Annotated in this window: 28 protein-coding genes; 21 read left to right on the top strand and 7 right to left on the bottom strand. The window is 50.5% G+C overall.

The genetic code is table 11. The features are described 5' to 3' along the window. Window positions 1–64 precede the first annotated feature (64 nt). Entirely contained in the window at window positions 65–415 is a 351-nt protein-coding gene (locus O5O45_RS12435; protein ID WP_305905543.1) for a hypothetical protein, read from the top strand. On the opposite strand, the gene O5O45_RS12430 is transcribed toward O5O45_RS12435, so the two are convergent. Both O5O45_RS12430 and O5O45_RS12425 read right to left on the bottom strand, forming a co-directional pair. Continuing rightward, window positions 345–1,244 (bottom strand): phytanoyl-CoA dioxygenase family protein, encoded by a 900-nt coding sequence (locus O5O45_RS12430; protein ID WP_305905542.1) that lies wholly within the window; start codon window positions 1,242–1,244, stop codon window positions 345–347. The two genes, O5O45_RS12435 and O5O45_RS12430, sit on opposite strands and share 71 nt — an antisense overlap. Before the next feature lie 47 nt (window positions 1,245–1,291). Then, window positions 1,292–2,356, bottom strand: a complete 1,065-nt coding sequence (locus O5O45_RS12425) for a substrate-binding domain-containing protein (protein ID WP_305905541.1) — start codon at window positions 2,354–2,356, stop codon at window positions 1,292–1,294. Between the two features lie 359 nt (window positions 2,357–2,715). Between O5O45_RS12425 and O5O45_RS12420 the strand changes: the two genes are divergently transcribed. The 10 genes from O5O45_RS12420 (at window position 2,716) to O5O45_RS12375 (ending at window position 10,483) form a co-directional block, all read left to right on the top strand. After that, a complete protein-coding gene (locus O5O45_RS12420) occupies window positions 2,716–2,982 on the top strand; it encodes a hypothetical protein (protein WP_305905540.1) in 267 nt (88 codons plus the stop codon). A gap of 17 nt (window positions 2,983–2,999) precedes the next feature. Continuing rightward, window positions 3,000–3,428, top strand: a complete 429-nt coding sequence (locus O5O45_RS12415) for a hypothetical protein (RefSeq protein ID WP_305905539.1) — start codon at window positions 3,000–3,002, stop codon at window positions 3,426–3,428. Between the two features lie 161 nt (window positions 3,429–3,589). Next, on the top strand, window positions 3,590–4,357 hold the full coding sequence (locus O5O45_RS12410; protein ID WP_305905538.1) for a substrate-binding periplasmic protein: 768 nt from the start codon (window positions 3,590–3,592) through the stop codon (window positions 4,355–4,357). A 216-nt stretch (window positions 4,358–4,573) separates the two neighbouring features. After that, window positions 4,574–4,804 carry a transposase gene (locus O5O45_RS12405; RefSeq protein WP_305905537.1) on the top strand — a complete coding sequence of 77 codons (231 nt, stop codon included), beginning with the start codon at window positions 4,574–4,576 and terminating at the stop codon, window positions 4,802–4,804. A 232-nt stretch (window positions 4,805–5,036) separates the two neighbouring features. Next, the gene (locus O5O45_RS12400; protein WP_305905536.1) at window positions 5,037–5,906 is read left to right on the top strand and encodes a hypothetical protein; all 870 of its coding nucleotides are present in this window, start codon (window positions 5,037–5,039) and stop codon (window positions 5,904–5,906) included. A gap of 281 nt (window positions 5,907–6,187) precedes the next feature. After that, a complete protein-coding gene (locus tag O5O45_RS12395) occupies window positions 6,188–6,934 on the top strand; it encodes a PEP-CTERM sorting domain-containing protein (protein ID WP_305905535.1) in 747 nt (248 codons plus the stop codon). 121 nt (window positions 6,935–7,055) lie between these two features. Beyond that, window positions 7,056–7,376, top strand: a complete 321-nt coding sequence (locus O5O45_RS12390; protein ID WP_305905534.1) for a BON domain-containing protein — start codon at window positions 7,056–7,058, stop codon at window positions 7,374–7,376. Window positions 7,377–7,618: 242 nt separating this feature from the next. Beyond that, window positions 7,619–9,061, top strand: coding sequence for an OmpA family protein (locus O5O45_RS12385; protein WP_305905533.1), 1,443 nt, complete (start codon window positions 7,619–7,621; stop codon window positions 9,059–9,061). 172 nt (window positions 9,062–9,233) lie between these two features. After that, a complete protein-coding gene (locus O5O45_RS12380; RefSeq protein ID WP_305905532.1) occupies window positions 9,234–9,542 on the top strand; it encodes a DUF1840 domain-containing protein in 309 nt (102 codons plus the stop codon). 215 nt (window positions 9,543–9,757) lie between these two features. Continuing rightward, window positions 9,758–10,483, top strand: coding sequence for a PRC-barrel domain-containing protein (locus O5O45_RS12375; protein ID WP_305905531.1), 726 nt, complete (start codon window positions 9,758–9,760; stop codon window positions 10,481–10,483). Window positions 10,484–10,520: 37 nt separating this feature from the next. Here the strand turns inward: O5O45_RS12375 and O5O45_RS12370 are convergent, their stop codons facing one another. After that, entirely contained in the window at window positions 10,521–10,832 is a 312-nt protein-coding gene (locus tag O5O45_RS12370) for a BON domain-containing protein (RefSeq protein ID WP_305905530.1), read from the bottom strand. A gap of 353 nt (window positions 10,833–11,185) precedes the next feature. Between O5O45_RS12370 and O5O45_RS12365 the strand changes: the two genes are divergently transcribed. After that, a complete protein-coding gene (locus O5O45_RS12365; RefSeq protein ID WP_305905529.1) occupies window positions 11,186–11,368 on the top strand; it encodes a hypothetical protein in 183 nt (60 codons plus the stop codon). A 585-nt stretch (window positions 11,369–11,953) separates the two neighbouring features. Then, window positions 11,954–12,196 (top strand): hypothetical protein, encoded by a 243-nt coding sequence (locus tag O5O45_RS12355; protein ID WP_305905528.1) that lies wholly within the window; start codon window positions 11,954–11,956, stop codon window positions 12,194–12,196. Window positions 12,197–12,261: 65 nt separating this feature from the next. On the opposite strand, the gene O5O45_RS12350 is transcribed toward O5O45_RS12355, so the two are convergent. Further along, window positions 12,262–13,419, bottom strand: a complete 1,158-nt coding sequence (locus O5O45_RS12350) for a multidrug effflux MFS transporter (protein WP_305905527.1) — start codon at window positions 13,417–13,419, stop codon at window positions 12,262–12,264. A gap of 96 nt (window positions 13,420–13,515) precedes the next feature. Between O5O45_RS12350 and O5O45_RS12345 the strand changes: the two genes are divergently transcribed. Then, a complete protein-coding gene (locus tag O5O45_RS12345) occupies window positions 13,516–14,289 on the top strand; it encodes an AraC family transcriptional regulator (protein ID WP_305905526.1) in 774 nt (257 codons plus the stop codon). A 6-nt stretch (window positions 14,290–14,295) separates the two neighbouring features. On the opposite strand, the gene O5O45_RS12340 is transcribed toward O5O45_RS12345, so the two are convergent. Genes O5O45_RS12340 through O5O45_RS12330 form a run of 3 tightly spaced genes read right to left on the bottom strand, consistent with a single transcriptional unit; the run spans window position 14,296 to window position 15,830 of the window. Beyond that, on the bottom strand, window positions 14,296–14,700 hold the full coding sequence (locus O5O45_RS12340) for a hypothetical protein (RefSeq protein WP_305905525.1): 405 nt from the start codon (window positions 14,698–14,700) through the stop codon (window positions 14,296–14,298). Window positions 14,701–14,706: 6 nt separating this feature from the next. Then, window positions 14,707–15,300: a TetR/AcrR family transcriptional regulator gene (locus O5O45_RS12335; RefSeq protein WP_305905524.1), complete on the bottom strand. Its 594-nt coding sequence runs from the start codon at window positions 15,298–15,300 to the stop codon at window positions 14,707–14,709. A gap of 2 nt (window positions 15,301–15,302) precedes the next feature. Further along, window positions 15,303–15,830, bottom strand: coding sequence for a DUF2867 domain-containing protein (locus O5O45_RS12330; protein ID WP_305905523.1), 528 nt, complete (start codon window positions 15,828–15,830; stop codon window positions 15,303–15,305). A 968-nt stretch (window positions 15,831–16,798) separates the two neighbouring features. Here O5O45_RS12330 and O5O45_RS12325 point away from each other — a divergent pair. From O5O45_RS12325 to O5O45_RS12295, 7 genes are all read left to right on the top strand, one after another. After that, complete coding sequence (locus O5O45_RS12325) at window positions 16,799–17,281, top strand: DUF6714 family protein (protein WP_371748004.1); 483 nt, start codon at window positions 16,799–16,801, stop codon at window positions 17,279–17,281. Window positions 17,282–18,446: 1,165 nt separating this feature from the next. Beyond that, on the top strand, window positions 18,447–18,974 hold the full coding sequence (locus tag O5O45_RS12320; protein WP_305905521.1) for a DUF1772 domain-containing protein: 528 nt from the start codon (window positions 18,447–18,449) through the stop codon (window positions 18,972–18,974). Between the two features lie 166 nt (window positions 18,975–19,140). Next, on the top strand, window positions 19,141–19,323 hold the full coding sequence (locus O5O45_RS12315) for a hypothetical protein (protein ID WP_305905520.1): 183 nt from the start codon (window positions 19,141–19,143) through the stop codon (window positions 19,321–19,323). Window positions 19,324–19,362: 39 nt separating this feature from the next. After that, the gene (locus O5O45_RS12310; protein ID WP_305905519.1) at window positions 19,363–19,785 is read left to right on the top strand and encodes a hypothetical protein; all 423 of its coding nucleotides are present in this window, start codon (window positions 19,363–19,365) and stop codon (window positions 19,783–19,785) included. A gap of 110 nt (window positions 19,786–19,895) precedes the next feature. Then, window positions 19,896–20,501, top strand: coding sequence for a YdeI/OmpD-associated family protein (locus tag O5O45_RS12305; protein ID WP_305905518.1), 606 nt, complete (start codon window positions 19,896–19,898; stop codon window positions 20,499–20,501). A 165-nt stretch (window positions 20,502–20,666) separates the two neighbouring features. Beyond that, window positions 20,667–21,197, top strand: a complete 531-nt coding sequence (locus tag O5O45_RS12300; protein WP_305905517.1) for a GNAT family N-acetyltransferase — start codon at window positions 20,667–20,669, stop codon at window positions 21,195–21,197. After that, window positions 21,194–21,610, top strand: coding sequence for a hypothetical protein (locus tag O5O45_RS12295; protein WP_305905516.1), 417 nt, complete (start codon window positions 21,194–21,196; stop codon window positions 21,608–21,610). The genes O5O45_RS12300 and O5O45_RS12295 overlap by 4 nt, the downstream gene beginning before the upstream one ends. The last annotated feature ends 825 nt before the right edge of the window (window positions 21,611–22,435 follow it).

Below are 22,435 nucleotides of genomic sequence, written 5' to 3'. Positions count from 1 at the left end.
CAAGGACGTTAGCTCCTATGATATGGCCTGCTACATCGAATCTGCGTTATGGAAAATTAGAAAAATGAACAAAGAGGACTCTTGGAGTCTGAAAGACGTTAACCCTTATGGAAAAAAGGGCGTCAGCACATTTACCCTCGTCGTATGCCTCGTATTGAGTTTCCTGAGTGGCTTGGGCCTCTGGTTAGTGAAAGGGCCTGTTGAATATCCCTCGATGACTTTCTGGATCGGCGCTGTATTGATGGGGTTGCCTCTGTTGGGGGCCATCGAGATGAGCCACTGGGCGTACGACAGAAAATTCGTCAGTAAACTGCCTGGCTCTCTGCGCATTCTGTATGGCGTTATTATTGGCTTGGCGGAGTTGCTGCTTCTGGGAGTGATTGTTTTCTTTCTGTCCTCATTGGTGGCGTTTTAAAGTTAGCCTGCGTTCCCGCACTGGACGCATATTCCGCTCCTTCCAATACTTGTCTCTGTTGATATAAAACCTGCAACCAGTCCGTTTCCTCCCGTGTCAACGACCACTCTGCATCCACCCTGCCATGCACGCGCGCATACAGGGTTTTAGCGACGGCGTTCAGGCGTCGGCGCTCTGTCAGCCAATGCGGGTCGGCGTTTTGCAGCAACCGTAGCGGACGGAACTCAAAGTACAGGGTCCTGCGCACACGATCGCTGACGATTGGCGGAGACGCGTGGGGTAGCCTGACGTCATGGAGCAACAGGTCTCCCGGTTGAGTGGGAAGCCGTGCAGGCGTAATCTCTCCGCCAGCTAACATTGGCGTTAATGTGGAAATGGCGGCTCCGGATAAATGATGACCCGGTAATATCTGCAGCGCGTCTTCTTCGACCAGCGCTGCGTCGAGATAGATCCCCAAGGTAAAGATCCGTCCATCCTGTTGATGATTCATATCGCGATGCCAATCAACCCGACTGGCGTTGGCGGCTGAACGCACCAACAGCGATTCGTAAGTGCAAACCGCTTCGCCTTCGCACAGAGATTCCGTCAACCGCCGCAGCGCTGGCAAGCCCAAGATATACAGCGTGTGCGCGCCGAAGTAGCGTAGCAGTTCATTAACGCGAAACAAGGCTTGAGCGCCGCAAAACGCCACATGCTGTGCGGGGGCGTGTAGGCAGTCCTGCATTACTTGAGTCAGATTTTTGTTGTAACGGAGGATCAATTCAGGCGTCAGGAAAGCGGGAATATGGACATAGCCATAGCCGTCAAACTGTGCGCGTGCGTCCATCATCGCGATGTCTCCCTGCAACTTAACGGATGTGGATGATTAGTAACCGTCTACTGCGTGGACGGAAGCGGCGCGCCAAACCAGATTTTCTCATACCACTCCCGGTAGGGAATGTCGCCGCCGAGGTTATAGATATCAGTCTTATGTACGCTCTCATAGGTGATCAGCAGCGGTTCAGTGACATAGCCGCTGGGAGGCGCTCCGGCGAAGGCGCGGTTTAATTCGTCCGCCAGTTGCCAGCCCTGCACGCCGGCGGGTTCCGCCACCGTCGCCACCTGTGTGGACAGGCCGCTGCGAATGCGGTTCAACGCCTGAAAGGAGCCGTCCCCGGCGGAAATATTACGAATGTCTGTGCGATTGTGTTTACGCAGCGGGAAGCTGATTGAGTCGAAATACAGGTCGTTGATAGCCAGACTGTGAGTCCAGGCGTCGCCGAACTCCGTCACCAGCCTGTCCACGGCTTTGGGAATTTCCGTCACAGTTTGTCCGAGGCTGATGTTTTCAATGGACAGCACACGGCAGCGATCGCATTGCGAGATGATTTTACGCATGCTTTCAGTTTTGGCGTTGGCTACCTCAAAGCGGGCGTCGTTGAATATCACCACGCCCACTTTGCCCTCGCTGTTCTGCACCACGTATTGCGCCGCTATCTGCGCGACAGCGAAGGACGGGGTGGCGATATTGTTGAACAGCTCTTCGGTCGGTCCTGGCTCCGCCGCCGCGTGCCAGCCCACCAGTATGACGCCCTGGCGTTTAACGCTGCGCGCTTCGTCCCGAAGGCTGGAGAGAGAAACCCCGCCCAGCACAATGGCGTCCGCCTTGGCGCGGCCCGCCTGCAAGACGGCGGACTTGGCGCTCTGCAAATTGTTTTTGCTGTCGATATATTCCAACTTCCAGCCGAGCTGCTGCGCGGCAAGCTGAAAATGTCGATATAGACTGGATATGCCGCCGTTATTGGAGTCCTGAGACACGAACACAATGTTTTTGTTTCGCTGCGCCGCCGGTCCGGCGACTGGACCGCGCCACACCACAGTAGGGGCGTCGGCGGCATGATTTTCCGCCTGAACGCAGCAGGTCGTCAGCAGAAAGACAATAGCCGGTAACAAATAGCGCATGGATGTCCGTGTTTGCGGATTCACTGCAAAGTATAGAGTTGCCCAAGATAAACGTATTCTCGAATAATTATATAGCAGAGGATTGCAAAGGACTGTGTCTAGTCCTGAAATAGAACGCAGCGGCTCGCCATGTGGAGGGTTGGCGAAATGGGCGCCAGGGTTATAAATCTGTTGGGGTGTTCGTCAATCTGTTGTTTATTAATCAGGCAGACAAATAGATTTGTCTGCAACGACAGGGCCTGCACATGTCAGGCCCTGTCTCCCGCGGCTAGCCGCCTGACTATTAACATGTCAATATCATTGCCATATTAATAATAACGCGAAGTAGGGTAACAGGGGCGCGCTGATAGGGCCACACCATGACGATGCCAAAGAAGAAGAGCCGGATAATCACCGTGGATAATGTAGAGTACCGCTGGAGAAGCAGCGGTAATGATGGCTGGCTGGACGTTTATGTCGAACTGGCGGAAGCTCCTGGTCAGTTGCTGTATGAGCAGATTCTCTATGGCTCTGATCTGAGCGACTTCAGCATCACCCCTGCTTACGTGGCGAAACTCATCAAAACTGCATTGGATCAAGGTTGGAGCCCAGCCCAAAACGGCCCCGACTTCCGAATTACCACCTAAATAGAGGCGTTTAAAACATGAAGAAAGGGATAGTCTGTCTGGCGTTGTTGTTATGGGGCGATATCGCCCACGCAAATGCTCAGGATGATGAATGGGAGGCGAAAATGGACGCCATCGCCAATCAGGTCTGCGTCGACATACCGCAGGAGTGCGTGGTGATTTATAGCGCCTACGGGGAGGACGCCAAAGGGATGCCGGTTAATAACCTGCACGAAATCGCTGTAGAGGGACCCGTTATTGTGGTGCAACCTCATGACGTGTTCTGGGGGGAGGGAACGAGCTACCAGAGTAAGCTGCTGCAAAACCCAACCTGGTTGGACCTGGCCAAAACAGCGAACCAGATGATTCACACTACCGGCGACCACCACCATGTCTATCTGGAAGACTTCGAAATAGTTGGAACGAAGGATGGAGTAAGTTATATCCAGTTACTGATGGGGTCGTAATCGCTATTGGTGTTTCGATAGCCAAAAAAATCAAGCAATCTGTCGTGACTTTGTTTGCTGCGGGCCATGTTCCGGCGCGTTATGATTCGCCATTGGTTGAGTGCGCTATCGCCCTAAGCTACTCTTAATCAACGAATAAAATTCTAGAGAATGTCGGCTGCATGTTTAAAACGATATTGTTGTTTTTGTTTGCCTGGGGGATCGCTTGTCAAAGCATCCGGGCCGAAGAGAGGGAGTATCGTTTTGTCACGTTGGAGTTTCCTCCGCTGGAGTTTACCGGGGAGAATGGCGAGCCCACTGGCGTCGCTGTAGAGGTGGTGCATCGCATTATGGCCGCCTTGGGGTTGCGGGTCAGCATTGACGTGCATCCCTGGAGCCGCTCTCTGGATCGGGTGCGCAAAGGGGATGCGGACGCCATATTCACCGCTTACAAAACCCCGGAGCGGGAGCAGTTTCTGGACTACTCCAACGTGGTGCTGATTCCCCAGGTTATTGCGCTGTACGCCAGGAAAGACTCCCCCATTAATTTCAATGGCGATTTGCTCGCCCTGCAGGATAAGCAATTCGGCGTGGTATCCACGATCAGCTACGGCGCGGTGTTTGACCAGATGCGTAATCAATTGAGAGTGCAGCGCGTCGAAGATATTGAGCAGAATTTCAAGAAGCTGATGTTGGGGCGAATTGATGTCCTGATCAGCAATATTTACGTTGCGGACTGGGAGCTGAATAAAACCGGCTTCAACAAACATATCTCCCGGTTGCCCTTGGAAGTGGAGCGCTTGCCCAGTTTTATCGCTTTTTCCAAGGCGCGGGGTCTGACGGCTTTACGCGATCGTTTTGATAAGGAACTGCTAAGACTGAAGGAGAGCGGCGAGTTCGACGCCATTGTCGCCAAGTACGATCTGACGGTGCCGCCGGATATTCAATAGCTTAAGGAACCTCTGAATAACTCTCAGAGTCAGTCATAATACGGCTGCCTAACTCTGCAGGAAGACTTTCCATGGAGTAGATGACTTTCTCCGAAGCCGAATAGCAGAATTAAGAAGCTAAGACCCGCCGGGAAATCTTTCTGGAGCGGATGGATAAGCTGATTCCCTGGGAACGGCTGGAGAAGAACGTCGCCCCCTATTATCCCAAGGGTGAGAATGGCCGGCCGCCGTATCCGCTTTGCTGGCCTGCGCCTGTCAGATCGATTGCCGGATGAAACCGCGATACTCCATTTTCGTCACCTGCTGGAGCGTCACGGTTTGAGCAAAGCGCTTTTCAAAGAAGTGAACAAACAACTGCAGAAGCAAGGGCTGATGATGCCGGAAGGCGGCATCGTGGTCGCTGCGATTATTTCCGCCCCGAGTTCCACCAAAAACAAGAGCGTTTAACGCGATCCAGAAATGCGTCAGGCCTAATGTATGGTTGCGCATTTAATGGTTGAATTCAGGGCAAGGGATTTCCTTATATCTTATGGGGAGAAACCTGATAAATAATCCCGTAATTGCCTGATCCATTTTATATGCTTTAGCAACTAAACTTCCTTCTTTAAGAATGGGTTTTTAAGAGGGGGAGATTATCCTTTTAACATTTAATCATTATCAATGAATGGAGTCTGTCTCGATGGAAGAACAAAAAAATCACCATGTTAATGGGAGAGATAATACTGCATTGCCTATGCTAGGTAGGAATAGAATGGCGTCTCGAAAAAACTCATGGCTTTTGTATACAGGCGCCTTTCTTTTTCTTGGACATCCGTTAACCTCCTATGGCGCGTTAATTACTCAGGACTGGACTTCAAAGGACAAATCCAAAGCAACTGTTACGCTTCGGGGAGGCGAAAGCATAAAGCTTCCCAAAAAAGGCGGCGGAGAAGTCACAATAGCATGTAAAGGGGCTGTCGAATGCTCACTAACGCTAGCTGATTTCAAAGATAAAAAAGGGAAAATTACATACGATACCAATCTCGCTGGCTTGCAGGCGATGTCGGGTACTATCGACCAAGGATTGGCAACATTTGAGATTACGACTACGGGTGACTGGGAGGGGTTGTTTTCTAGTAGCACTGTTACCGCGAGCTTAATTGACTCAACTGGCTTTAACGCAACAGTGGGTCTTCCAGGGGACCAGATACCGCAGGGCGGAGCAATTGACTACAGCACAAGATGGTTTTCAGAGGACGTTATCGGGTTAGATCCTGTCACATTTGATGAAATAACACTTGGCGATTTTTTTCTAGACTCAGTCAGCCCACTAACGTCATTTGAGTATGATGTACTTGACTCATCAATGCCGATGTTAGCGGCTACGTTCACAATTGGTGAACAATATCGGTTTAGCACAGGTTTGGAGATTACCGGTGAAGTCACAAAAGAAATGATTGTGCCGGAACCTGGAGGACTAACTCTATTGGGTATTGGGCTGCTTTCATTATTCGGGCTTTCAAGCAGAGAACTTAGGAGCTCTGCTCGTGGCGTGTTGCAAAATATTTAATCGAAAATGGGGTGTTGTTATCCTTAAATATTAGATGTGTATTTGAAATATAATTATAGATCTGCGATTTAATGTATTATTTTGAGGCTTTTTTGTTGTATTTTTGATCTGTTTTTCTAAGCTTAACAGTTTTGTGTCAGTAAATTTGTTAAATATAAGGTTGCAGGTTATGGCTGATCTTATTCCGTGTTGATAATAAATGAGTAAATGTTAATGGCATGATCGACGCCATTTGGAATGGTCGCTGTACTAATCTTTTTTGAAATTTAAAAGGAATTGTTATGAACGCTATAATAAAACAGGCACTAACTGTATTGGCTCTATGTATGGCTACAATCAGCGCACAGGCTGTAAGTATTGATGATGGTTATAACGGTGCGGGTCTTTCGTACAATGGCGATGTACTTGGCAACCCAGACGTTTACCAGATCACTCATATGGAAGTAACTTACGACAGCGCTAATTTATATGTCTCTGTATTTACGAATTTTTTCGAAGGGGCTGATTCCCTTGATTATAAGTATGGTGATTTATTTATCAGCACTAATGGTTGGCGCCCCCACGGCACAGCGGCAAATCGCTACGGCGCTGATGACGTTAGCAATGGCGAGCACTGGGAATACGCGCTCGATACGGATACCAGCGATTTGTACAGCATATCTGAAGTCGATTATATGGATCAGTTAGTACTATCAGGCCCAGGAACAAACTTTCGTCACAATCAGGAGGTCAGTGTTAACACATCTAAAGCGACCATGGTGGCAGGTGAAACGTCAAACGCTGACTTAAGTGGAGTGAGCTCTACGGTAGGCGCGCCAGGGGTTATCTCTTACACATTGACTCTGGCGGACTTGGGGATCATGGACCTTAGCGTGTCCACGGCTTTGGGGCTGCGTTGGACGACCACCTGCGCCAATGATGTAATCGAAGGAGGGGTGAGCGTCCCTGAGCCAGGAGTCTTCGCTATCTTTATGCTTGGTTTCTTAAGCTTGGCGCTTTCCCGTCGTCAAACAACCCGAGTCAGATAACTTTCTGGCTTGGGCCGCAAAGTTCGGAGCCTATGGGTAAGTGCGATAACGCACCGACCACCGTCGTTCTCGATTGTATGCTCATCACTCCAATGTGAATCAGGTAACAGGAGACGCAATCATGGACAAAAATAATGTTGAGGCCGAAGAAGCTTCGCCAATGGCGGCCACAAATTCGGCAAGCCCGAATAAAGGCGACAACAGCTTCATTAAAGACAGCTGGATAACCATGAAGGTCAAACTATCTTTGTTTTGCGCCAAGAAGGCGCCTGGGCTCAGCATCGGAGTTTGCACGAATGACAGTGTGGCGACATTGACCGGCCACCTGCACAGCGCTGGCGAGCAGATAGCGGCTGTGAGAGCCGCCAAGAGCGTCCGTGGAGTAAAAAAAGTAGAGACGAAAGACCTGACCTTTGATCCCGATGTCGTCATGAAACATTAGATGCCAGGAAAACTCGGCTCCTCCCTCCCTGTTCAAGGAGCGCTGTCCAGAGCGCAGACGATTATCACTCAGCACTGATCTCTGGCGGCGCTCTGTAAGAACCAGCGCTTTTTCGCCTCAGATTGGAAAAGACGCTGACGGCAAACCAAGCCTGACGACGACGCAAGAAGCATGTTTATCGAATAGCGATTGAATACGTGGCGCGAGGCAGTCGCCCCCACCCTTAAAATGGAGACTCTGATATGAAAAGAGTAACTGCATTTCTCACTGTGACCACATTAACCTTGGGATTGGCGAGCTGCGCAAGTCGCACCTTGCTTAGCGATCAAGCCGCCTATCAACAATATCCCGTTCTACCTGAGCTACATGCCCAGCTAACGCAAGGGCAAGCTGATGATTTGAACGTATTTTCTCCGCAGCGTTTTAGTATGGCTTCCAAGTCTTATCAGGACGCTCTTAATCGGGGAAAAGCGGGCGACTCCAAAGCGGACAGTCTCGCCAAGCAGGGGCTGGCGACACTGGGTGAAGCCAGAGAAAACGCTCAACTTGCAGCCTATCATCTCGATGAGGTGTTCGCCGCCCGGAAGAAAGCCTTAGCGGCTAATGCGGATAAAGTGACCCCGGATGTCTTTCGCCAAGCTGAAAGCGGTATGGTTAATCTCACCGGGCTGATCGAGAAAGGTAAACTGGAAGAAGCCAAAGCCGGGCGCTCGGATATCGCCAAGCTTTATTCGAAAGCGGAGCTGGCCGCGTTGAAAGGAAATATCGTGGATCAGGCCCGTGACGCCATCGCCGCCGCCAAGCGCAGAGACGTTGATGATCTGGCGCCCAGGACCATGGCGTTGGCGCAAGAGGAATTTCAACTGGCATTAAAGACCCTGGACGCGGATAGAACCGATACGCAGAGAGCGCAAACTCACGCGCAAAAGGCGCTTTGGAACACGCTGCGCGCAGAGCATATCGCGGATATGATCACACACTTTGATGAATCGGATTTCAATGAAGAAGACAAAGTGCTTTGGTATCAGCAACAGGTAGCAAATATTGTCGCTCCTGTGGTGAGCGATGCCTCATTTAATCTGCCTAATAAAGAGTTGGTAAAAGATTTAAACGCGCAATTAGTGAGTATTTTAAATAAAAACGCCTCATCGATGGTTGCATTGGAGAGAGCAAATGATAGAGCGCTGAACATGGCCTCCGAAAAAGCGGATATCCTCACTGAGCAAAAAAATGCAGCGCAACGGGATCAGGCGATTAAGGAAAAGTTCATCGCCATTCAGTCGCTTTTCAGTCAAAAAGAGGCCGAGGTTTATAGGCAATTGGATAACGTGTTAATACGGGCTTACGGCTTTAATTTCCCTTCTGGAGAGAGTGAAATACAGGGGGAAAACTATATTCTGGTGAATAAAATCATCGAAGCGATCCATGAATTTCCGGGAGCCGCTATTGTGGTGACGGGGCATACCGATGATCGAGGCAGTAAGAATATGAATCAGCTGTTGTCCGGCCAACGTGCGGAAGTCGTTGCGCGCATTCTGGCGGAAATCGGCCGCATACCCGCCCAGAAAATTTCGGTGCAAGGATATGGTGAGCAGCAGCCTGTCGCCAGCAATGAAACCGCTCAGGGCAGAGCCAGCAATCGCCGGGTGGAAGTGCTGATTGTGAACCCCGAAGACTTTGAGTAATAACCTGATTCCTCAAGTCGACGTCTGTTCAGACGTTCTTTGGCCGCTATTTCATATTGGTGGTAACCAGACCAACTGTCTGTATGGTGGCGTACATCCCCTAAAGGCCACTTTGTTGAAATAGCAAGGGCGGTGCAATAGAGCCAGGCGACATAAAAGGGAGAACGCCTCTATGCTGGTAACTTTTAAAACAGACGCTTATTCCAACATTACTTTGTTTGGGGATATCGCACAGACATTCCTCAAGATCATGGGGCATAGCGGCGCCGTACCTGGATCAATTTCCGCCGCCGAGGCGCCCGCAGCCCTAAACCGGCTCTCCAGGGCGATTGAAGGTGAGCAGTTTTCGACGCCAACAGTGGAGGCCGCAAATGATGACGATGACGAGGAGCCGGCGGTGAATTTGAGAAATCGGGCTTTGCCGCTCATTGAACTTCTGAAGGCGGCGGTGGACTCAGATGCCGCCATCATGTGGGAATAAGGAAGGAGAGTCTGTGCTGGTAGACGGGCTAATTTTGAAGTGCTGGGGCGATAGATATAAAAGCCTGCGCCGGAAATGACGTAAGTCCTGACGCGGTGGCTTGTGTGCGCTGGCGAACCGACGTCAGCGTTAGTCTGAGCCAGTATGTACCTACACTTCGGCGTAGTGTCAGCGGCGGCGTTTGAGGTATTCCGTTATCACCCAGGAGACAGACAATGCTACGCACCATCAAAGATTTGGAGGGCTATGCGATCGGGGCCAGTGACGGCGGGATTGGTCAAGTCAAGGATTTTTACTTTGATGACGAGTCATGGGCGGTACGCTATCTCGTTGTCGAGACTGGAAGCTGGCTAGCCAGTCGCAAAGTGTTGATCTCACCCATTTCGATAGGCGTCCCGGATTGGGGTAAGCGCACATTACCGGTGCTGATCAGCCAGCAACAGATTAAAGATAGTCCAGGCATCGACACGGACAAGCCGGTATCACGACAGCATGAAATGCACTACATGGGCTATTACGACTATCCCTACTACTGGCGCGGCGATGGGCTTTGGGGAGGTGGCGCGTACCCTGGCGCGCTGACATCGGATGCCAATGACGGCGATAAAGAGACATCCATTGGTCGCGCCGCCTCGGAAGATGGACAACAAGCGGAAGATATTCACTTGCGCAGCGCCAACGCCGTCATGCGCTACCATATTGAGGCCAGCGACGGTTTTATTGGACATGTCGAAAATATGCTGCTTAACGTGCAAACCTGGGCGATTCGTTATCTGGTCGTGAATACCAGCAATTGGTGGCAAGGGCATCAGGTATTAATCGCGCCGAAATGGATTAAGTCCGTCGATTGGGACTCTGTGACGGTGACGGTCAATCTAACACGGCAAGCATTACGCGAGGCTCCAGCTTTCGATACCCGTAAGTATTTGCATCGTCTGTAGCGCCAGCTGGAGACAATCGCTCATCGCTCCTGTTTGATCACTTCAGTTTCATCGCTGCACTGACAGATTTAACGCCGTCCACATTCCCCGTAATTTTGACGGCCTTGTCGATGTCGGCTTGGGAGTTAACAAAACCGCTGAGTTGCACTACGCCTTTGTAGGTTTCAACATTGATTTCCGAGGTCTTCAACGACGGCTCATTAAATACCGCCATAATTACCTTCGCGGTCAACACGCTGTCGTCGATATATTCGCCAGTGCTTTCCTGGCTTGAGGTTGTGGAACACCCCACCCAAAAGGCTAAAGACATAGCCAATAAATAGATTGTAAAGCGCTTGTTTGATGTCATGTTTCGAAGCTCCTGATAAATAGGGCTGACATTGTTTAAGCCAGCGGCCAAAGAGATGGTTAGTTACACTCAGACCCAGCCTGTCACTGGGGCGTTCCTGTCTGCGGCTGTTTGGCCACGTCTGCATTGCGCCGTTCAACCGCCTATGGCGATTCTCCCAACCCCGTCATTTCCTCATTGATCCTACGCCAATGTATGCGCCTGTCTGTGCGCCGACGAACATGGGCTGTTTTCGGTTGTACGCTATCGTACCGACTGCGGCGCAGGATGAGCCCAAGATGAAAGCTGAAATTAAATAACTGGTGACTGGGACGGTTCCAGTCGCTTGAGATACGAGTTATCCAGGAGGTTATATGCAAGCCCAACTATCGTTCATTCAAATGGACGCCCTAATCGCGATGCAATTGAAAAACGGCAAACACTGGAAAGAGGCGCTACTGAAAGTTTGGGATGAGCACGGCGATGACCATAACCCAGTTCTGCGGAGCCTGCGCGATACGCTGGGAGTGAAAGGACTGCAGCAAATCCATTTCTGACGACCTTCATCAGCAGGTTGCACATGATTATCTATTGGCGCCCGCTGTTTTTGGGCTCGCCAAGTGCTTAAGTCCCATTCGCCTTATGTGCGGTAGCGGACAGAATGTTGCGTCTCGTCATCGCTATATTGTCCTTTGAGTTAATAACCCTCAGCTTTTAAGGTTACAGCCCAGTGGGCGATGAAGATGACTGTCGCCTGATCTATCGCGAAACGTCCAGGCATGCGCCGCACATTGAGTAAAGATCATCAAAGAATGGAGGCGCTTAAAGCCAGCATCCGGGCCAAAGTGGAGCATCCATTCCGCTACATCTAACAAGTGTTTGGCTATGACAAAGTCCGCTATCTAGGCCTGGCGAAGAACAGGAATCGATTATATCTACTGGCGGCCTTCACTTATGATAAGGAAAGAGCGGCTGATATAGGGCGATAGGCCCTGCTTCCGCCCGGAGAAGGGCGATAGTCGTCGGAAAAAATCAGTATATGGTTAGGTTAAGCCCATATTGGAGAGCGACATTACGATAACTATGGGTTATTTATAGGCTCCTTAACCCCGCCAACCCCAAACAAGTGAAGAGGAAACAGAATGCATAGCGACTTCAGATTCAGGTCAGCCAAGTTGAACCAATTGCTCGATAATGAAATCAGAGAGGGGAACAGCGTCTGGAATGTCACGCGGGGTGAGCAAGCGTACCTGGTGGAAGAGTTCAAAACCAGCGCCAAGGAACTCGGCTTGAAAAGCGAGAGAATGGCGGACCGCAATATCAGCTTTCTTAGATATGTCGATCCGGAAACCGGCGAACTCCTCCAATATGATTATTCCTGGTAAGCCCGTGAATTAAAGCCGCCGTTGTTTTGTCAGGCTGTGTGGAAGCGTGCATTCAACTTGCGCCTCTAGGCGCTGTTTTCGACCCTTTCATGCTTGCCTGTCGGTGTCCTTGCGTATAAAAGCAGACAGCCTGAGGCGGCGCTCAGGAGTATGGCTCCAAGATTCTGCAGCCATCCAGAAGCGACTAATCCGATACCCAGTAACAGATAGTAGACCAATCCAAATAGCGCTCCCGCGGCCCCGGCGTTCGCTCGATACCGCACCAACGCCAGACTGAGAATATTGGGAATGGCGATGCTGTAACTCATCAGCGCTAGCGACATCGGCGCCAGGAACCAGAGGGTCTTTTGAGTGAGCAGGACGCCCAGGCCTCCCAGCGTCGCCATGCCTATACCGGCGCGGATCATGTGCGATGGGGGTATCCCGCGCTTTAATCCCGCCTGATTCAGCAGACTGCCCGTCAGCGAACCCATGGCCAGAATGACGCCGCTGTAGCCGAATTCGACAGAGCTATATCCCAATGATTCGAATAGAAACGGGGCCAGGGAGTAATACGAAAACAGCATGAGGTTGAACAGGGCGACCAGCGCCATATGCCGCAAGACGCACCCATCCCGCGCTAATTGCGACGCCAGGGTTTTGAATGCAACCGCGTTCAACTTAGGCGGACGGGTTTCCGGCAACTGTTTGGCGCACAGTCCGAGCAGCGCTGTCGACATGACGAGCAAGCCGATAAACACGCCGAGGTAGCCGCCCAATGCGGTTAACAGTCCACCGGCGAAAAAGCCCAGCACAGGGCTGATCGCCATACCCAGTCCCATGACGGCGAATATCTTCGCCAAGTCGCTGCCGCTATAAATATCGCGCAGCATGGTTTGCGTCACCACCGATCCGACCGCCGCGCCAAAGGCGCTCAAGGCGCGCACCAGCAACAGCGTTTCGAACTGATCCACGATCAACGCCGCTGCGGCGCTGAGGCTGTACAGACCCAGCCCCCATAGCATGGCGGAGCGTCGACCGATACGATCAGCCATGCCGCCCCAGAATCCTACCCCCAGGGCGAAGGCGATAAAGTAAATGGAAAGCGTCTGCGCCGCGGCTTGTTCGGGCGTGGCGAAGTGGTGAGCGATATCCGTCAGCGCCGGGCTATAAATGGTTTCCGCAATCTGTGGGAACATCAACAAGGTGAACAGCAGTCCTGTCGCCGGTTTATGCGATGCCATACTTCCTCCAATGAGCTCATTAAAGGCGGCTATTTTAGGGACGGAAGTTGTGGTCAAATAACATAACTGGATCATAAAACCACAAGATAAAGACAGATGGCGCTAATAGACGGGGAAGCCAAGTTCGACGCGGATCAGCTGCATAATGCTGTCATCGGTGTGGCGGCGGAGGTGGGCAGTCATGATTCGGGCATGCATCGCCATAAAAAAGCGCAGTTGCTGTATGCGCCTAAAGGCTGCATGAACATTACTCTGGATAATATGCACTGCGTGTTGCCGCCGACCCGCGCCGCGTGGATTCCCGCCAACACCCCCCATTGCGTCAGAATGACCAACGTGGTTGCTTATCGCTCGCTGTATTTCGATTTATCCCGCAACGGCCCCTTGCCCGGCCGTATCAGCATATTCTGCGTCAGCGGACTTATGCGTGAGCTGATTGAGCGCATGGCGTTCTGGTCATGGGATATGCCGGAAGAACCGCAGCGCAATACGCGCGCGTTATTCTGTGAGGAACTCGCCCAGGCGAAAACGGAAGCGCTGCAACTGCCATTGCCGCGGGATAAACGGTTGTCCGGCTGGCTGACGAGTTTGAATCATCCGGATGCATTGCCTGATCCTTTGAATCAGCTAGCGAATCGTGTCGGCGCCAGCAGCAAAACCATCACTCGTCTCTTCAACAAGGAGACGGGCATGTCCTATCAGTCCTGGCGTCAGCAGTGGCGCTTGCTAAAATCTATCGAAAAACTGTCGGAAGGCCTGAGCGTCAACGACGTCGCCTACGCCCTGGAATTCTCCAGCGACAGCGCCTTCATCAGCTTCTTCCGCCAACACACCGGCCAGACGCCTTATCAGTATGTACGGCGGGGATAAGAACGATTAGAGGGAAAACTCTTCGTCGGAATAGGGCTGTAGTTTTGAGCATACGAAGCGTTTCAGTTCCTCTTTGGAGCTACCGTCGTAATACCCCAGTTCCGGCTCAAAATAATACAGGTCATTCAATATGGAACGTGCGCAGCGTGTTCTGGCAGGCTGATCAGCGGCTTCCGCCATACTGATTAGAATATCCAGCGCTGCAATCACAGCAGGATAATATACGCCCTGATGATTATTCCCGAGGGCGTTCAGTACAGCCTCGCCGACTGCATTTGTGGCGTTTTGATCATGTAGATCGATGAGAGCAAGCAATGACGCAATCACTTTATCCGGCGCATAGAGTTCAGGGCCGGAGTATTGACGCCAATCGATATCGCGAAGTCTGGCTTCAAGGCTTTTGTTTGCCATGGATGTTTAGCTTTCCTGCGATCCGATTGTGGAGACAAACTTCCCGCTCACCATCGCCGCCAGGCGTAATGCGGTTTCAGTCCCGGGTTTTGGATGAATTTGTTGCAGGCCGAGGAACAGGCCGTAGGCGATTTGAGCGAGTTCCCCGGCGAGGCTGTCTTCGGCGCCCAAATCCAGATAGCACTGTTTTAGATACTGTTGTCGCTGGTTGTCGATTTTCTCCAAATGCGCGGCGATCTGGACGTCTTTCAACGCCCAGGCGCGAATATGCATTTCCGCTTCGATATTGTGTGCGGCGATAACCTGATCGAGCTTCTTCAGGCGCTCCAAGGGCGCGCCGGCGGCGTCCGCCTGTTTGATGAACTCCACGGTCATGCGCTCGTACCAGTGACTCATCAAGGCGTCGTTGAAGTCCTGGCGACTCTCGAAGTGGTGATAGAAAGAGCCCTTGGTGACCTTCAAGGCTTCACACAACGGCATGATCTTCAGGCTGTCCGGGCCTTTGTTCACCAACTGTTTAAGCGCAAACTCCAGCCAATCCGTTTTCGACAACTGTTTGGATTTTGCGGGAAGCGGGGGGCTGACTTTCTTTTTGACCATGACTAGATGCGTCCGTCTTTTACAGCGTTATTAATGACTACCCGGGCGATCAGCCAGTGAAAGGGCTTGATCATCGCCATATACAGGCGGCCCGTGAGCGTCTTCAAGTTCACCATCGTGGAAACCACCACCTGTTTCTCCTGTTTGGATACGGACAGGTAAAACTGCATATGTTTATCTTCCGCAAAACTCACGACTTCGTGAGCGTCAGCGTGAATGACATGCATAAACGCCACGGCGTCTCCGACCTGGAGGTCGCGGGGAGTGGCGTCGCTGCGATCATCCGTAAATGTCCGCCCAACGTCAAACCCCAAGACGCCGACAATTCTATTGCGCAGCGCCATCAACGCCTGCACCCATAAAGGCATGACCGTGAAAATAGCGTTCTGCAATTGTCCGGGCGTTAACGACTTGTTCGCGACAGGCGCAGCAAGCGCGTCGCGAAAGTAGGGGTGAGCGGCGCGCTTGCCGAGATAGTCATCGATGGGAATCGATACAGCGGAAACGCGAAAAAGCTTAAAACCTGACATAGCGTCCTCCTGAATTAGCAAAACATACCGTGAGGTATGGTATGGATGATATGGCGAAAAATCGGTGGCGTAAAGGGGGAAGTGGCGGCTGGATAACTTGGGGCGATAGATAATCTATGACCTGACCTGACCTGACCTGACCTGACCTGACCTGACCTTGTCCACCGTTCGCCCTGAGCCTGTCGAAGGGCCTCCCAGAGAGTTAACTCAAAGACACCAGCCCTTAATCAACAATACTGGAAGCGAGATAAAATTCTTGCAGACTTTGGATAGTGTTGATGGGGAAGGGGATATGCCCCTTGCAAAAGCTCTGGAAAGCCCTTCGACAGGCTCAGGGCGAACGGAGTAGAAATAAAGGTCAGGCAAAGTAACTTCGTAACGCTATCGTTTTGCGCCCGTCATTCGGCTCACGCACAAAGTGAAAGAGCGTCTGTACTGGTCATGGATGCAACATTTGGACAATTCCAATATCATCCGCGCCAGCTGGGACCAAAACACCCGCTATTGGTGTTCGAAATTTGAGTCTTGTATCGTGGATTTGTCGGCGAGAAAACGAGGATGGATGTGAAACCTAACAGTGGCTATCAAATATGTGCTTTTCTTTCCGCAGGACTAATGTTGGGTGTCAGTATTGTAATTTTTGCGGTGGCTATACCCGAGCTTTTGCCGTCTTCTATTGCTCTGTTTATGGTAATAGTTTCCGTCTTGCTCTCCGTTAGTGTAAGGAGAGCGGGCGCTACAGCTTTTACTCAGAAAATTCTTTTGTTGCTGCACATATTAATCCCTGTCGCTATTCTAATCCTGGTTCAGAGTTATTCCCCTAATAGATTCTTTTGGTTTTGGAGTCCTTTGGTGGCGCTGTCGGCGTTAGGAGGGTTGCTTCTGTTCCCAAAGCAGCCTTGAGCCGGCAAAGGGTAAGACTGAGGCTAGGTATTTGATATTCAGAGTCGTCCAGAAATTATTTCGTGATGTCAAAAAGATTAAGGAAAAAGAACGCGCTTAGACGAATCAATTCAGCCTTTTCTAACATAACGCTTGAGGACGGGATTAGTCTGCGTGAAACCGTAGAGATTGATCATTACAGAACGGTACCTAAGAGTTCAAAAGCGAGAGATCAAGATGAAGTGAATGATTGGCGGAAGCTTCTGGACTCTACAGTCATTCAAGAACTATGTTGGATCGGCGGCATACATTTCTTTGATCCGAAAGGTTTTAAGTTCCATATTCCCGCCTATCTCAGCCTTGCTATTCGACAGAGGCTGAACGGAGATATTTTTCAAAGCCTGATTTCCTGTCTGGTTAACCCGGGGGAGTATAGGCAGGATGGCTTTGAATTATTTGATGATGTGCAGCGAAAGGCTATCTTCGAAGCCATTATGTTCCTGCATGATTTTGAGTTTTATCCTTTGGATGAACAAGAGATGGCTGGAGCGAAACGGCACTGGGGATAGCGGCTTTGGAATACTGGTCGGGAAAGTGACCTTGTAACGTCGTTGTCATTTCCGGGCCTCTGACGTTATCAGTTAATTGTCGCTATCTTAGGCGCTGAATAGAGACGGCCATGCTAGCTTAATTGAGAGTGTCAAAGCTGGATAAACGATGAGGTAATGGAAATTAGTCCCTGCCTTAGCGCTGGCTATATATGTTATGGGTTTCTTCATCATTCTCCGCTGATTATGTTGGCCGCCTCCTCACGGTCTGCGCCGGTCATTCGGCTCACGCACAAAGTGAAAGAGCGTCTGTACTGGTCATGGATGCAACATTTGGACGATTCCAATATCATCCGCACTTGCTGACGCCAAAATACCAGCTATTGGCGTTCGAAATTTGAGTTTTGTGCTGTGGATTCGCTAATAACGCTTTAGCTGAAACTGCGACGGGCGCCGCCTAGTCTCTGATTAGGCTGGATTTGTTGTTAGTCATCGAGATTGAGTAGACATGGATATACCATTTACATTCGGAGAGCCGCTTTCCGATGAAAAGTGCAGGAATTTCTATCAAGAATTTACTGATATATTCAGGGTTAAGTTTGAAAGAAAAAAGCCGAGTACTCATGGTCCAGTCTGGCTCAATTTGAAGAATCAGACTAACTGGATTGAAGTCAGCGAATTTGACGATACGTTATTTGATGAGTGCTATATCTACTCTGAGTTTGGCAAGCGATCCCAGTTATTTGAGAGCAGTCTTAAGGAATATATTTCGTATATCAATAGGTGTGATTGTTGGAACCGATGGTATCTCTATGCGGTAAAAAAGGACTTTAGTCTTTGTGTGAGCTGGAATGGCGAGGAGGGAAACACAGACGAGCATTACGTAACCATTTCAAGACGTTGACTATCAGGCTTTGATCTCTTGCGTGCGGTCTAAAGCATCTTCCACCATGTCGTATAAGGCAAAGTGAACGTCTTTACTCTGTTCTTCATTCATGAAATATTGCACAGGCAGTCATTGGAGTTAGGCTTCTGATTTCTGAATGGAATTAGAAGGTTATCTTCCAACTCAGAGTCGTCACTTTAGCCGAATACAATTCGACAGTGACTCTTATGAGCCAGTGCTATTGGCTGGCTATGATGAGAGATTCTCTGTACCGAACGAAAGATTGAGGGAGAGCGTCAAATGCAGAACAAATATCCCTTAACCCTCCTGGAAAACGGAACCCTGGGTCTGGCTACGCTGGTGTTTGGCGTGATGGCGGGGTTCTTCTGGACTTATACTTTCAATGTGAATCTGGCGATGATGCAGGTCGATGGCGAGACCTACGCGAGAATGCAGTCTTTGTTTAATCAAAATGTCCGGCATCCCATGTTTTTTGCTTTCTTTTTTGGCGGCGGACTGTTTTCGATCATTGCGTTATTGGCGAATCTGCGACAACGCAAAACACTGTCGTTCTGGTTTATTATGCTGGCGGCGGCCACCTATATCGGGGGCGTCATCATATTCACCAAGCAAGTCAATCTGCCCCTGAATTACTACACCGAATCCTGGGTTCCCACCCGTTTGCCTGACGACTGGATGGAAACCAGAAACAGTTGGAATGATGCCAACGCCATACGCGTGGCGACCTCTTTTCTGCCGTTTCTGTTCTGCATCTCCGCCTTGGTGATGAGAACCTTCAATCAAGGCGGGACAGCGAAGCTGTCTTAAACATGTCGCTTTAACGGGTTAACTGAGTAGCAAGATGGGGCCGCGCCTCACTGAATGAGGTTGATATGGCTTTACAATGGAAACTGCTTGTTGGCGGCGTATCTGATTAGCAAATCACGTAAGGCAAGCTCAGTATTGAGCATAATCATCTTTATCGACACACATCATGACTAAAATCGCCCTCATTCCCGTTATCGAAATACTGTATCCAGCGGAAGTCAATGAGGCGGAGGGGGCGGCGCCGAATGGTTCCTGGCAAGCGGAGCCGGAAGCTTGGGATGCTTATTTAAGACGGATCAATCGGCGTATGGGCTTTAGCGATTTGCGCTCATTTCCCCTTGGTTCATGAAGGTTTCCTGTTGCGGATCTGACGCAGACGGATGTCGCTTTGGCGATTGATCTGCACCTCGGAGATACTCCGTTGCAGGAATCCTGTGGGTTATTCGGCGGGCTGGTTTTGGTCGAAGGCGCTATGCCGATACTGATCCCTCAGTGCTGTGGCATGCTTGCCGATATAGCCTCTTGGGAAGCGCTGACGAGACCCGAAGTGTTTTCGGAATCCTTTTGTCTGGAGGGGCATCCCTGTCCTCAAGCGATTTCAGATTCTGTCGAGGTGGAAATTCAATGCATTGAAGATTGGGAACCCTTCGAAATGCCCGCGCCCCTCAGTTACAAGGTTTCCCGCCAGTCTCTCTGCGACGCGCTGGAAGAGGCGAAGCGAGAATTGAACTGCTTTGCCGCCAAGGTGGAAGTTTGGGGGTGCGAAAGGGGTTATCCCGGGGCGGCGGATGTATTAGTCTACGAAAAATAACAGCGCGATCTATGTGACCGGCAGCGTTGACGCGAAGGAAGTAATAGAACCTCCCTGGTGAGGCGCAGTCAGCGTAGTGTATTCTCCCTCAAAAATAACAAGGAGTTCCCATGAGCTTTAACGTTAAGCAAAGCAGTAATCCCAAGGTTGATGGTTTTCTGGATAGCGCCGGGCGCTGGAGCGAAGAGTTGACTTTGCTGCGGCGCATGGCCCTCGACTGCGAGCTGGTGGAAGAGTTGAAATGGGGGAAACCCTGTTATACCTCTCAGCAAAACAACATCGTTATTCTGCAGGGATTCAAGGATTTCTGCGCCTTGCTGTTCCCCAAAGGGGCCTTACTGAAAGACCCCCAGTCCGTGCTGGAAAAACCGGGAGAAAACACTCAAAGCGCACGCCGGATTCCGTTTGCCAATGCCCAGGATATCGCCGATATGGAAGCCGTCATCAAGGCCTATATCCACGAAGCAGTGGAAGTGGAAAACGCTGGCCTGAAAGTGGATTTCAAGACCACCGAAGCGTTTAACATTCCCGAAGAACTGCAGGAAAAACTGGATGAAATCCCTGCCTTTAGAGACGCTTTTAATGCCCTGACGCCAGGACGGCAGCGAGGCTACCTCCTGCATTTCTCCGCGCCCAAACAATCCAAAACCCGCGCCTCGCGGGTGGCCAGGCACATGCAGCAGATTATGGACGGTAAAGGACTCAATGACCGTTAAAACGTGAGCGCTGAGAATAGGCCGCCGCGTATTGCCGATTGATGCGGCGGCCAGCGCCGAAACTCGCGAAATCTCTCTATAATTCAATAGAGTAAAGCGAAAAAATCTGTATTATTGAGCTGACGTCTATAGTAGTTAATTGAAGAGAGAAAGGAGTAAAGGCTCATGGCGCAGATATTTGAAACAGAAAGGCTGATTCTCAGACCCCGAGGCCTGCAGGATGTTGAGGCCTGTATCGCCATGGATAAGGACCCGGAAGTGACCCGCTACATCCCAGGCGTTTATGACGGATCGGAGGCGCACGTCAATTTCCTTCTCTCGCGTATCAATGGCGACTTTGGCGAGCGCCGCGGCTACTGGTCAATCTTCGCGAAAGATAACCCGGATGAACTGTTGGGCTGGGTTTCCTATATACCTATCGACGCTGTCGGCCCCGAACTGGAAATGGGCTGGCGTCTGGTGCGCAGAGCCTGGGGCAAAGGCTACGCAACCGAAGCGGCGATCAGACTCGCCCAGTACGCCTTCGAAGACCCCGAACTGGACATGCTGACAGCGGTTGCCCATATCGAAAACCTAGCCTCCATCAACGTGATTGAGAAACTGGGCTTTAAGTATATCCACGACAGCGAGTTTGAAGGCGTGGCCTGCAAATACTTTGAACTGACAAAGGCGGAATTCCAGCGGCGTTGGGGATGAGCAGACTTACTTTTGATGCAAATCAGCGCTTTAAACAGCTGGATGAGGGGCTGCTCTACGCCTCTGCCGGGGTGCAGACAAACTGCAGCGGCATAGCTGCGATTTTAGTGAGGATCTGCTCAATAGATTCGCTTACTCTCGAATATAAAGCTGTGACGGAGCCTAAGTTGGACGACTCAGAGGCGCTAGGTCTATTTTCCGGTGAACAAACCCCGAAGGCTTATGTGGAAGCCGTATTTGACGGAGCCAGAGAAATGTTCAGGGCAGCGCAAATCAACGGAGGATACCGTGTTGAGCTGGTGCAAACTCTGATACATCCTGTCGACGCTCGCGTTATCAAGTTCAGAGAAGCTGGAATGCGTGCTGCGCGGGGCTGGCTGACGGATGTGGGGTTAATGTCCCCGCCGCTCTGAATGAGTAGGTGAGCAGAGGATAACGGCGCCATGAAGTCCGTCGTTATTTCCCCATGGCTCCGGCTATACTGCTGAACTGGATATTGTCCATCTTCCCAAGCCTGGATTGTTTGCTTCTTTAGTCTGCAAGTAGGGAGTGAGTGGGTGCTTCGTTCAACACCTATTTTGCAGTCATCGCTGTCTGTGGGTTCCTTTGCGAACGTAGAGAGGGGGCGCGTTGAGTTTTCCTGCCGTATTATGACTGATTCTGGCGACCATCCAGAGACGCCCTAGTACTAAGTCGGCGTATATCGCTGACTGATGCGGCCGCCGCTGCGATAATGGCAAAATGAACGTCATCAAATCTTCATCTATCCGATGTGTTCGCTAATTTACGGATCTCCGTTGACATCTAAGCTTAAATCCGTTTTAGCCATTTATTGATGCAAGGGTGACGGTATTTTATTAAGTAAGGAGGAATGCTTGTCTTTGTTGGCTGGAGGTTATTTGATACTAGCAAGCCCAAGGTTTCTAATTGTTTTAGCAATATATAAAGACAAGATCGCTTGTTTCAGTAAGGATTTTATAAATTCAAGATGCTTGGCGTTTTGAGTGTTTTTGAGTAAAAATTGGCCGCTTTTATGGGCGTTAGTTACTTGATTTCCTATATGAAAAACTATTAAATCTCACCTTAAAGCTGAAGAAAACCAAGGCTAATGATTTAACGAAGCAGGAAACCTTTCTAGGGATGAAAAAATATTTTCAGCATTTGTTGCATTCGTTTAATTCAGTGTTAATGGCATCAATATACAATATATAGATAGCCGCGACTTCAGTGTGAAGACA

Origin of the sequence: Hahella sp. HNIBRBA332, assembly GCF_030719035.1 — a bacterium.
GTDB lineage: Bacteria > Pseudomonadota > Gammaproteobacteria > Pseudomonadales > Oleiphilaceae > Hahella.
The sequence above is the reverse complement of the archived record's forward strand: the minus strand, read 5'-3'. Positions and strand labels throughout refer to the sequence as shown.

Coding starts and splice junctions, on each gene's coding strand:
- O5O45_RS12435 (WP_305905543.1), top strand. CDS start 65: ATGAACAAAGAGGACTCTTGGAGTCTGAAAGACGTTAACCCTTATGGA.
- O5O45_RS12430 (WP_305905542.1), bottom strand. CDS start 1,244: ATGATGGACGCACGCGCACAGTTTGACGGCTATGGCTATGTCCATATT.
- O5O45_RS12425 (WP_305905541.1), bottom strand. CDS start 2,356: ATGCGCTATTTGTTACCGGCTATTGTCTTTCTGCTGACGACCTGCTGC.
- O5O45_RS12420 (WP_305905540.1), top strand. CDS start 2,716: ATGACGATGCCAAAGAAGAAGAGCCGGATAATCACCGTGGATAATGTA.
- O5O45_RS12415 (WP_305905539.1), top strand. CDS start 3,000: ATGAAGAAAGGGATAGTCTGTCTGGCGTTGTTGTTATGGGGCGATATC.
- O5O45_RS12410 (WP_305905538.1), top strand. CDS start 3,590: ATGTTTAAAACGATATTGTTGTTTTTGTTTGCCTGGGGGATCGCTTGT.
- O5O45_RS12405 (WP_305905537.1), top strand. CDS start 4,574: ATGGCCGGCCGCCGTATCCGCTTTGCTGGCCTGCGCCTGTCAGATCGA.
- O5O45_RS12400 (WP_305905536.1), top strand. CDS start 5,037: ATGGAAGAACAAAAAAATCACCATGTTAATGGGAGAGATAATACTGCA.
- O5O45_RS12395 (WP_305905535.1), top strand. CDS start 6,188: ATGAACGCTATAATAAAACAGGCACTAACTGTATTGGCTCTATGTATG.
- O5O45_RS12390 (WP_305905534.1), top strand. CDS start 7,056: ATGGACAAAAATAATGTTGAGGCCGAAGAAGCTTCGCCAATGGCGGCC.
- O5O45_RS12385 (WP_305905533.1), top strand. CDS start 7,619: ATGAAAAGAGTAACTGCATTTCTCACTGTGACCACATTAACCTTGGGA.
- O5O45_RS12380 (WP_305905532.1), top strand. CDS start 9,234: ATGCTGGTAACTTTTAAAACAGACGCTTATTCCAACATTACTTTGTTT.
- O5O45_RS12375 (WP_305905531.1), top strand. CDS start 9,758: ATGCTACGCACCATCAAAGATTTGGAGGGCTATGCGATCGGGGCCAGT.
- O5O45_RS12370 (WP_305905530.1), bottom strand. CDS start 10,832: ATGACATCAAACAAGCGCTTTACAATCTATTTATTGGCTATGTCTTTA.
- O5O45_RS12365 (WP_305905529.1), top strand. CDS start 11,186: ATGCAAGCCCAACTATCGTTCATTCAAATGGACGCCCTAATCGCGATG.
- O5O45_RS12355 (WP_305905528.1), top strand. CDS start 11,954: ATGCATAGCGACTTCAGATTCAGGTCAGCCAAGTTGAACCAATTGCTC.
- O5O45_RS12350 (WP_305905527.1), bottom strand. CDS start 13,419: ATGGCATCGCATAAACCGGCGACAGGACTGCTGTTCACCTTGTTGATG.
- O5O45_RS12345 (WP_305905526.1), top strand. CDS start 13,516: ATGGCGCTAATAGACGGGGAAGCCAAGTTCGACGCGGATCAGCTGCAT.
- O5O45_RS12340 (WP_305905525.1), bottom strand. CDS start 14,700: ATGGCAAACAAAAGCCTTGAAGCCAGACTTCGCGATATCGATTGGCGT.
- O5O45_RS12335 (WP_305905524.1), bottom strand. CDS start 15,300: ATGGTCAAAAAGAAAGTCAGCCCCCCGCTTCCCGCAAAATCCAAACAG.
- O5O45_RS12330 (WP_305905523.1), bottom strand. CDS start 15,830: ATGTCAGGTTTTAAGCTTTTTCGCGTTTCCGCTGTATCGATTCCCATC.
- O5O45_RS12325 (WP_371748004.1), top strand. CDS start 16,799: ATGTCAAAAAGATTAAGGAAAAAGAACGCGCTTAGACGAATCAATTCA.
- O5O45_RS12320 (WP_305905521.1), top strand. CDS start 18,447: ATGCAGAACAAATATCCCTTAACCCTCCTGGAAAACGGAACCCTGGGT.
- O5O45_RS12315 (WP_305905520.1), top strand. CDS start 19,141: ATGACTAAAATCGCCCTCATTCCCGTTATCGAAATACTGTATCCAGCG.
- O5O45_RS12305 (WP_305905518.1), top strand. CDS start 19,896: ATGAGCTTTAACGTTAAGCAAAGCAGTAATCCCAAGGTTGATGGTTTT.
- O5O45_RS12300 (WP_305905517.1), top strand. CDS start 20,667: ATGGCGCAGATATTTGAAACAGAAAGGCTGATTCTCAGACCCCGAGGC.
- O5O45_RS12295 (WP_305905516.1), top strand. CDS start 21,194: ATGAGCAGACTTACTTTTGATGCAAATCAGCGCTTTAAACAGCTGGAT.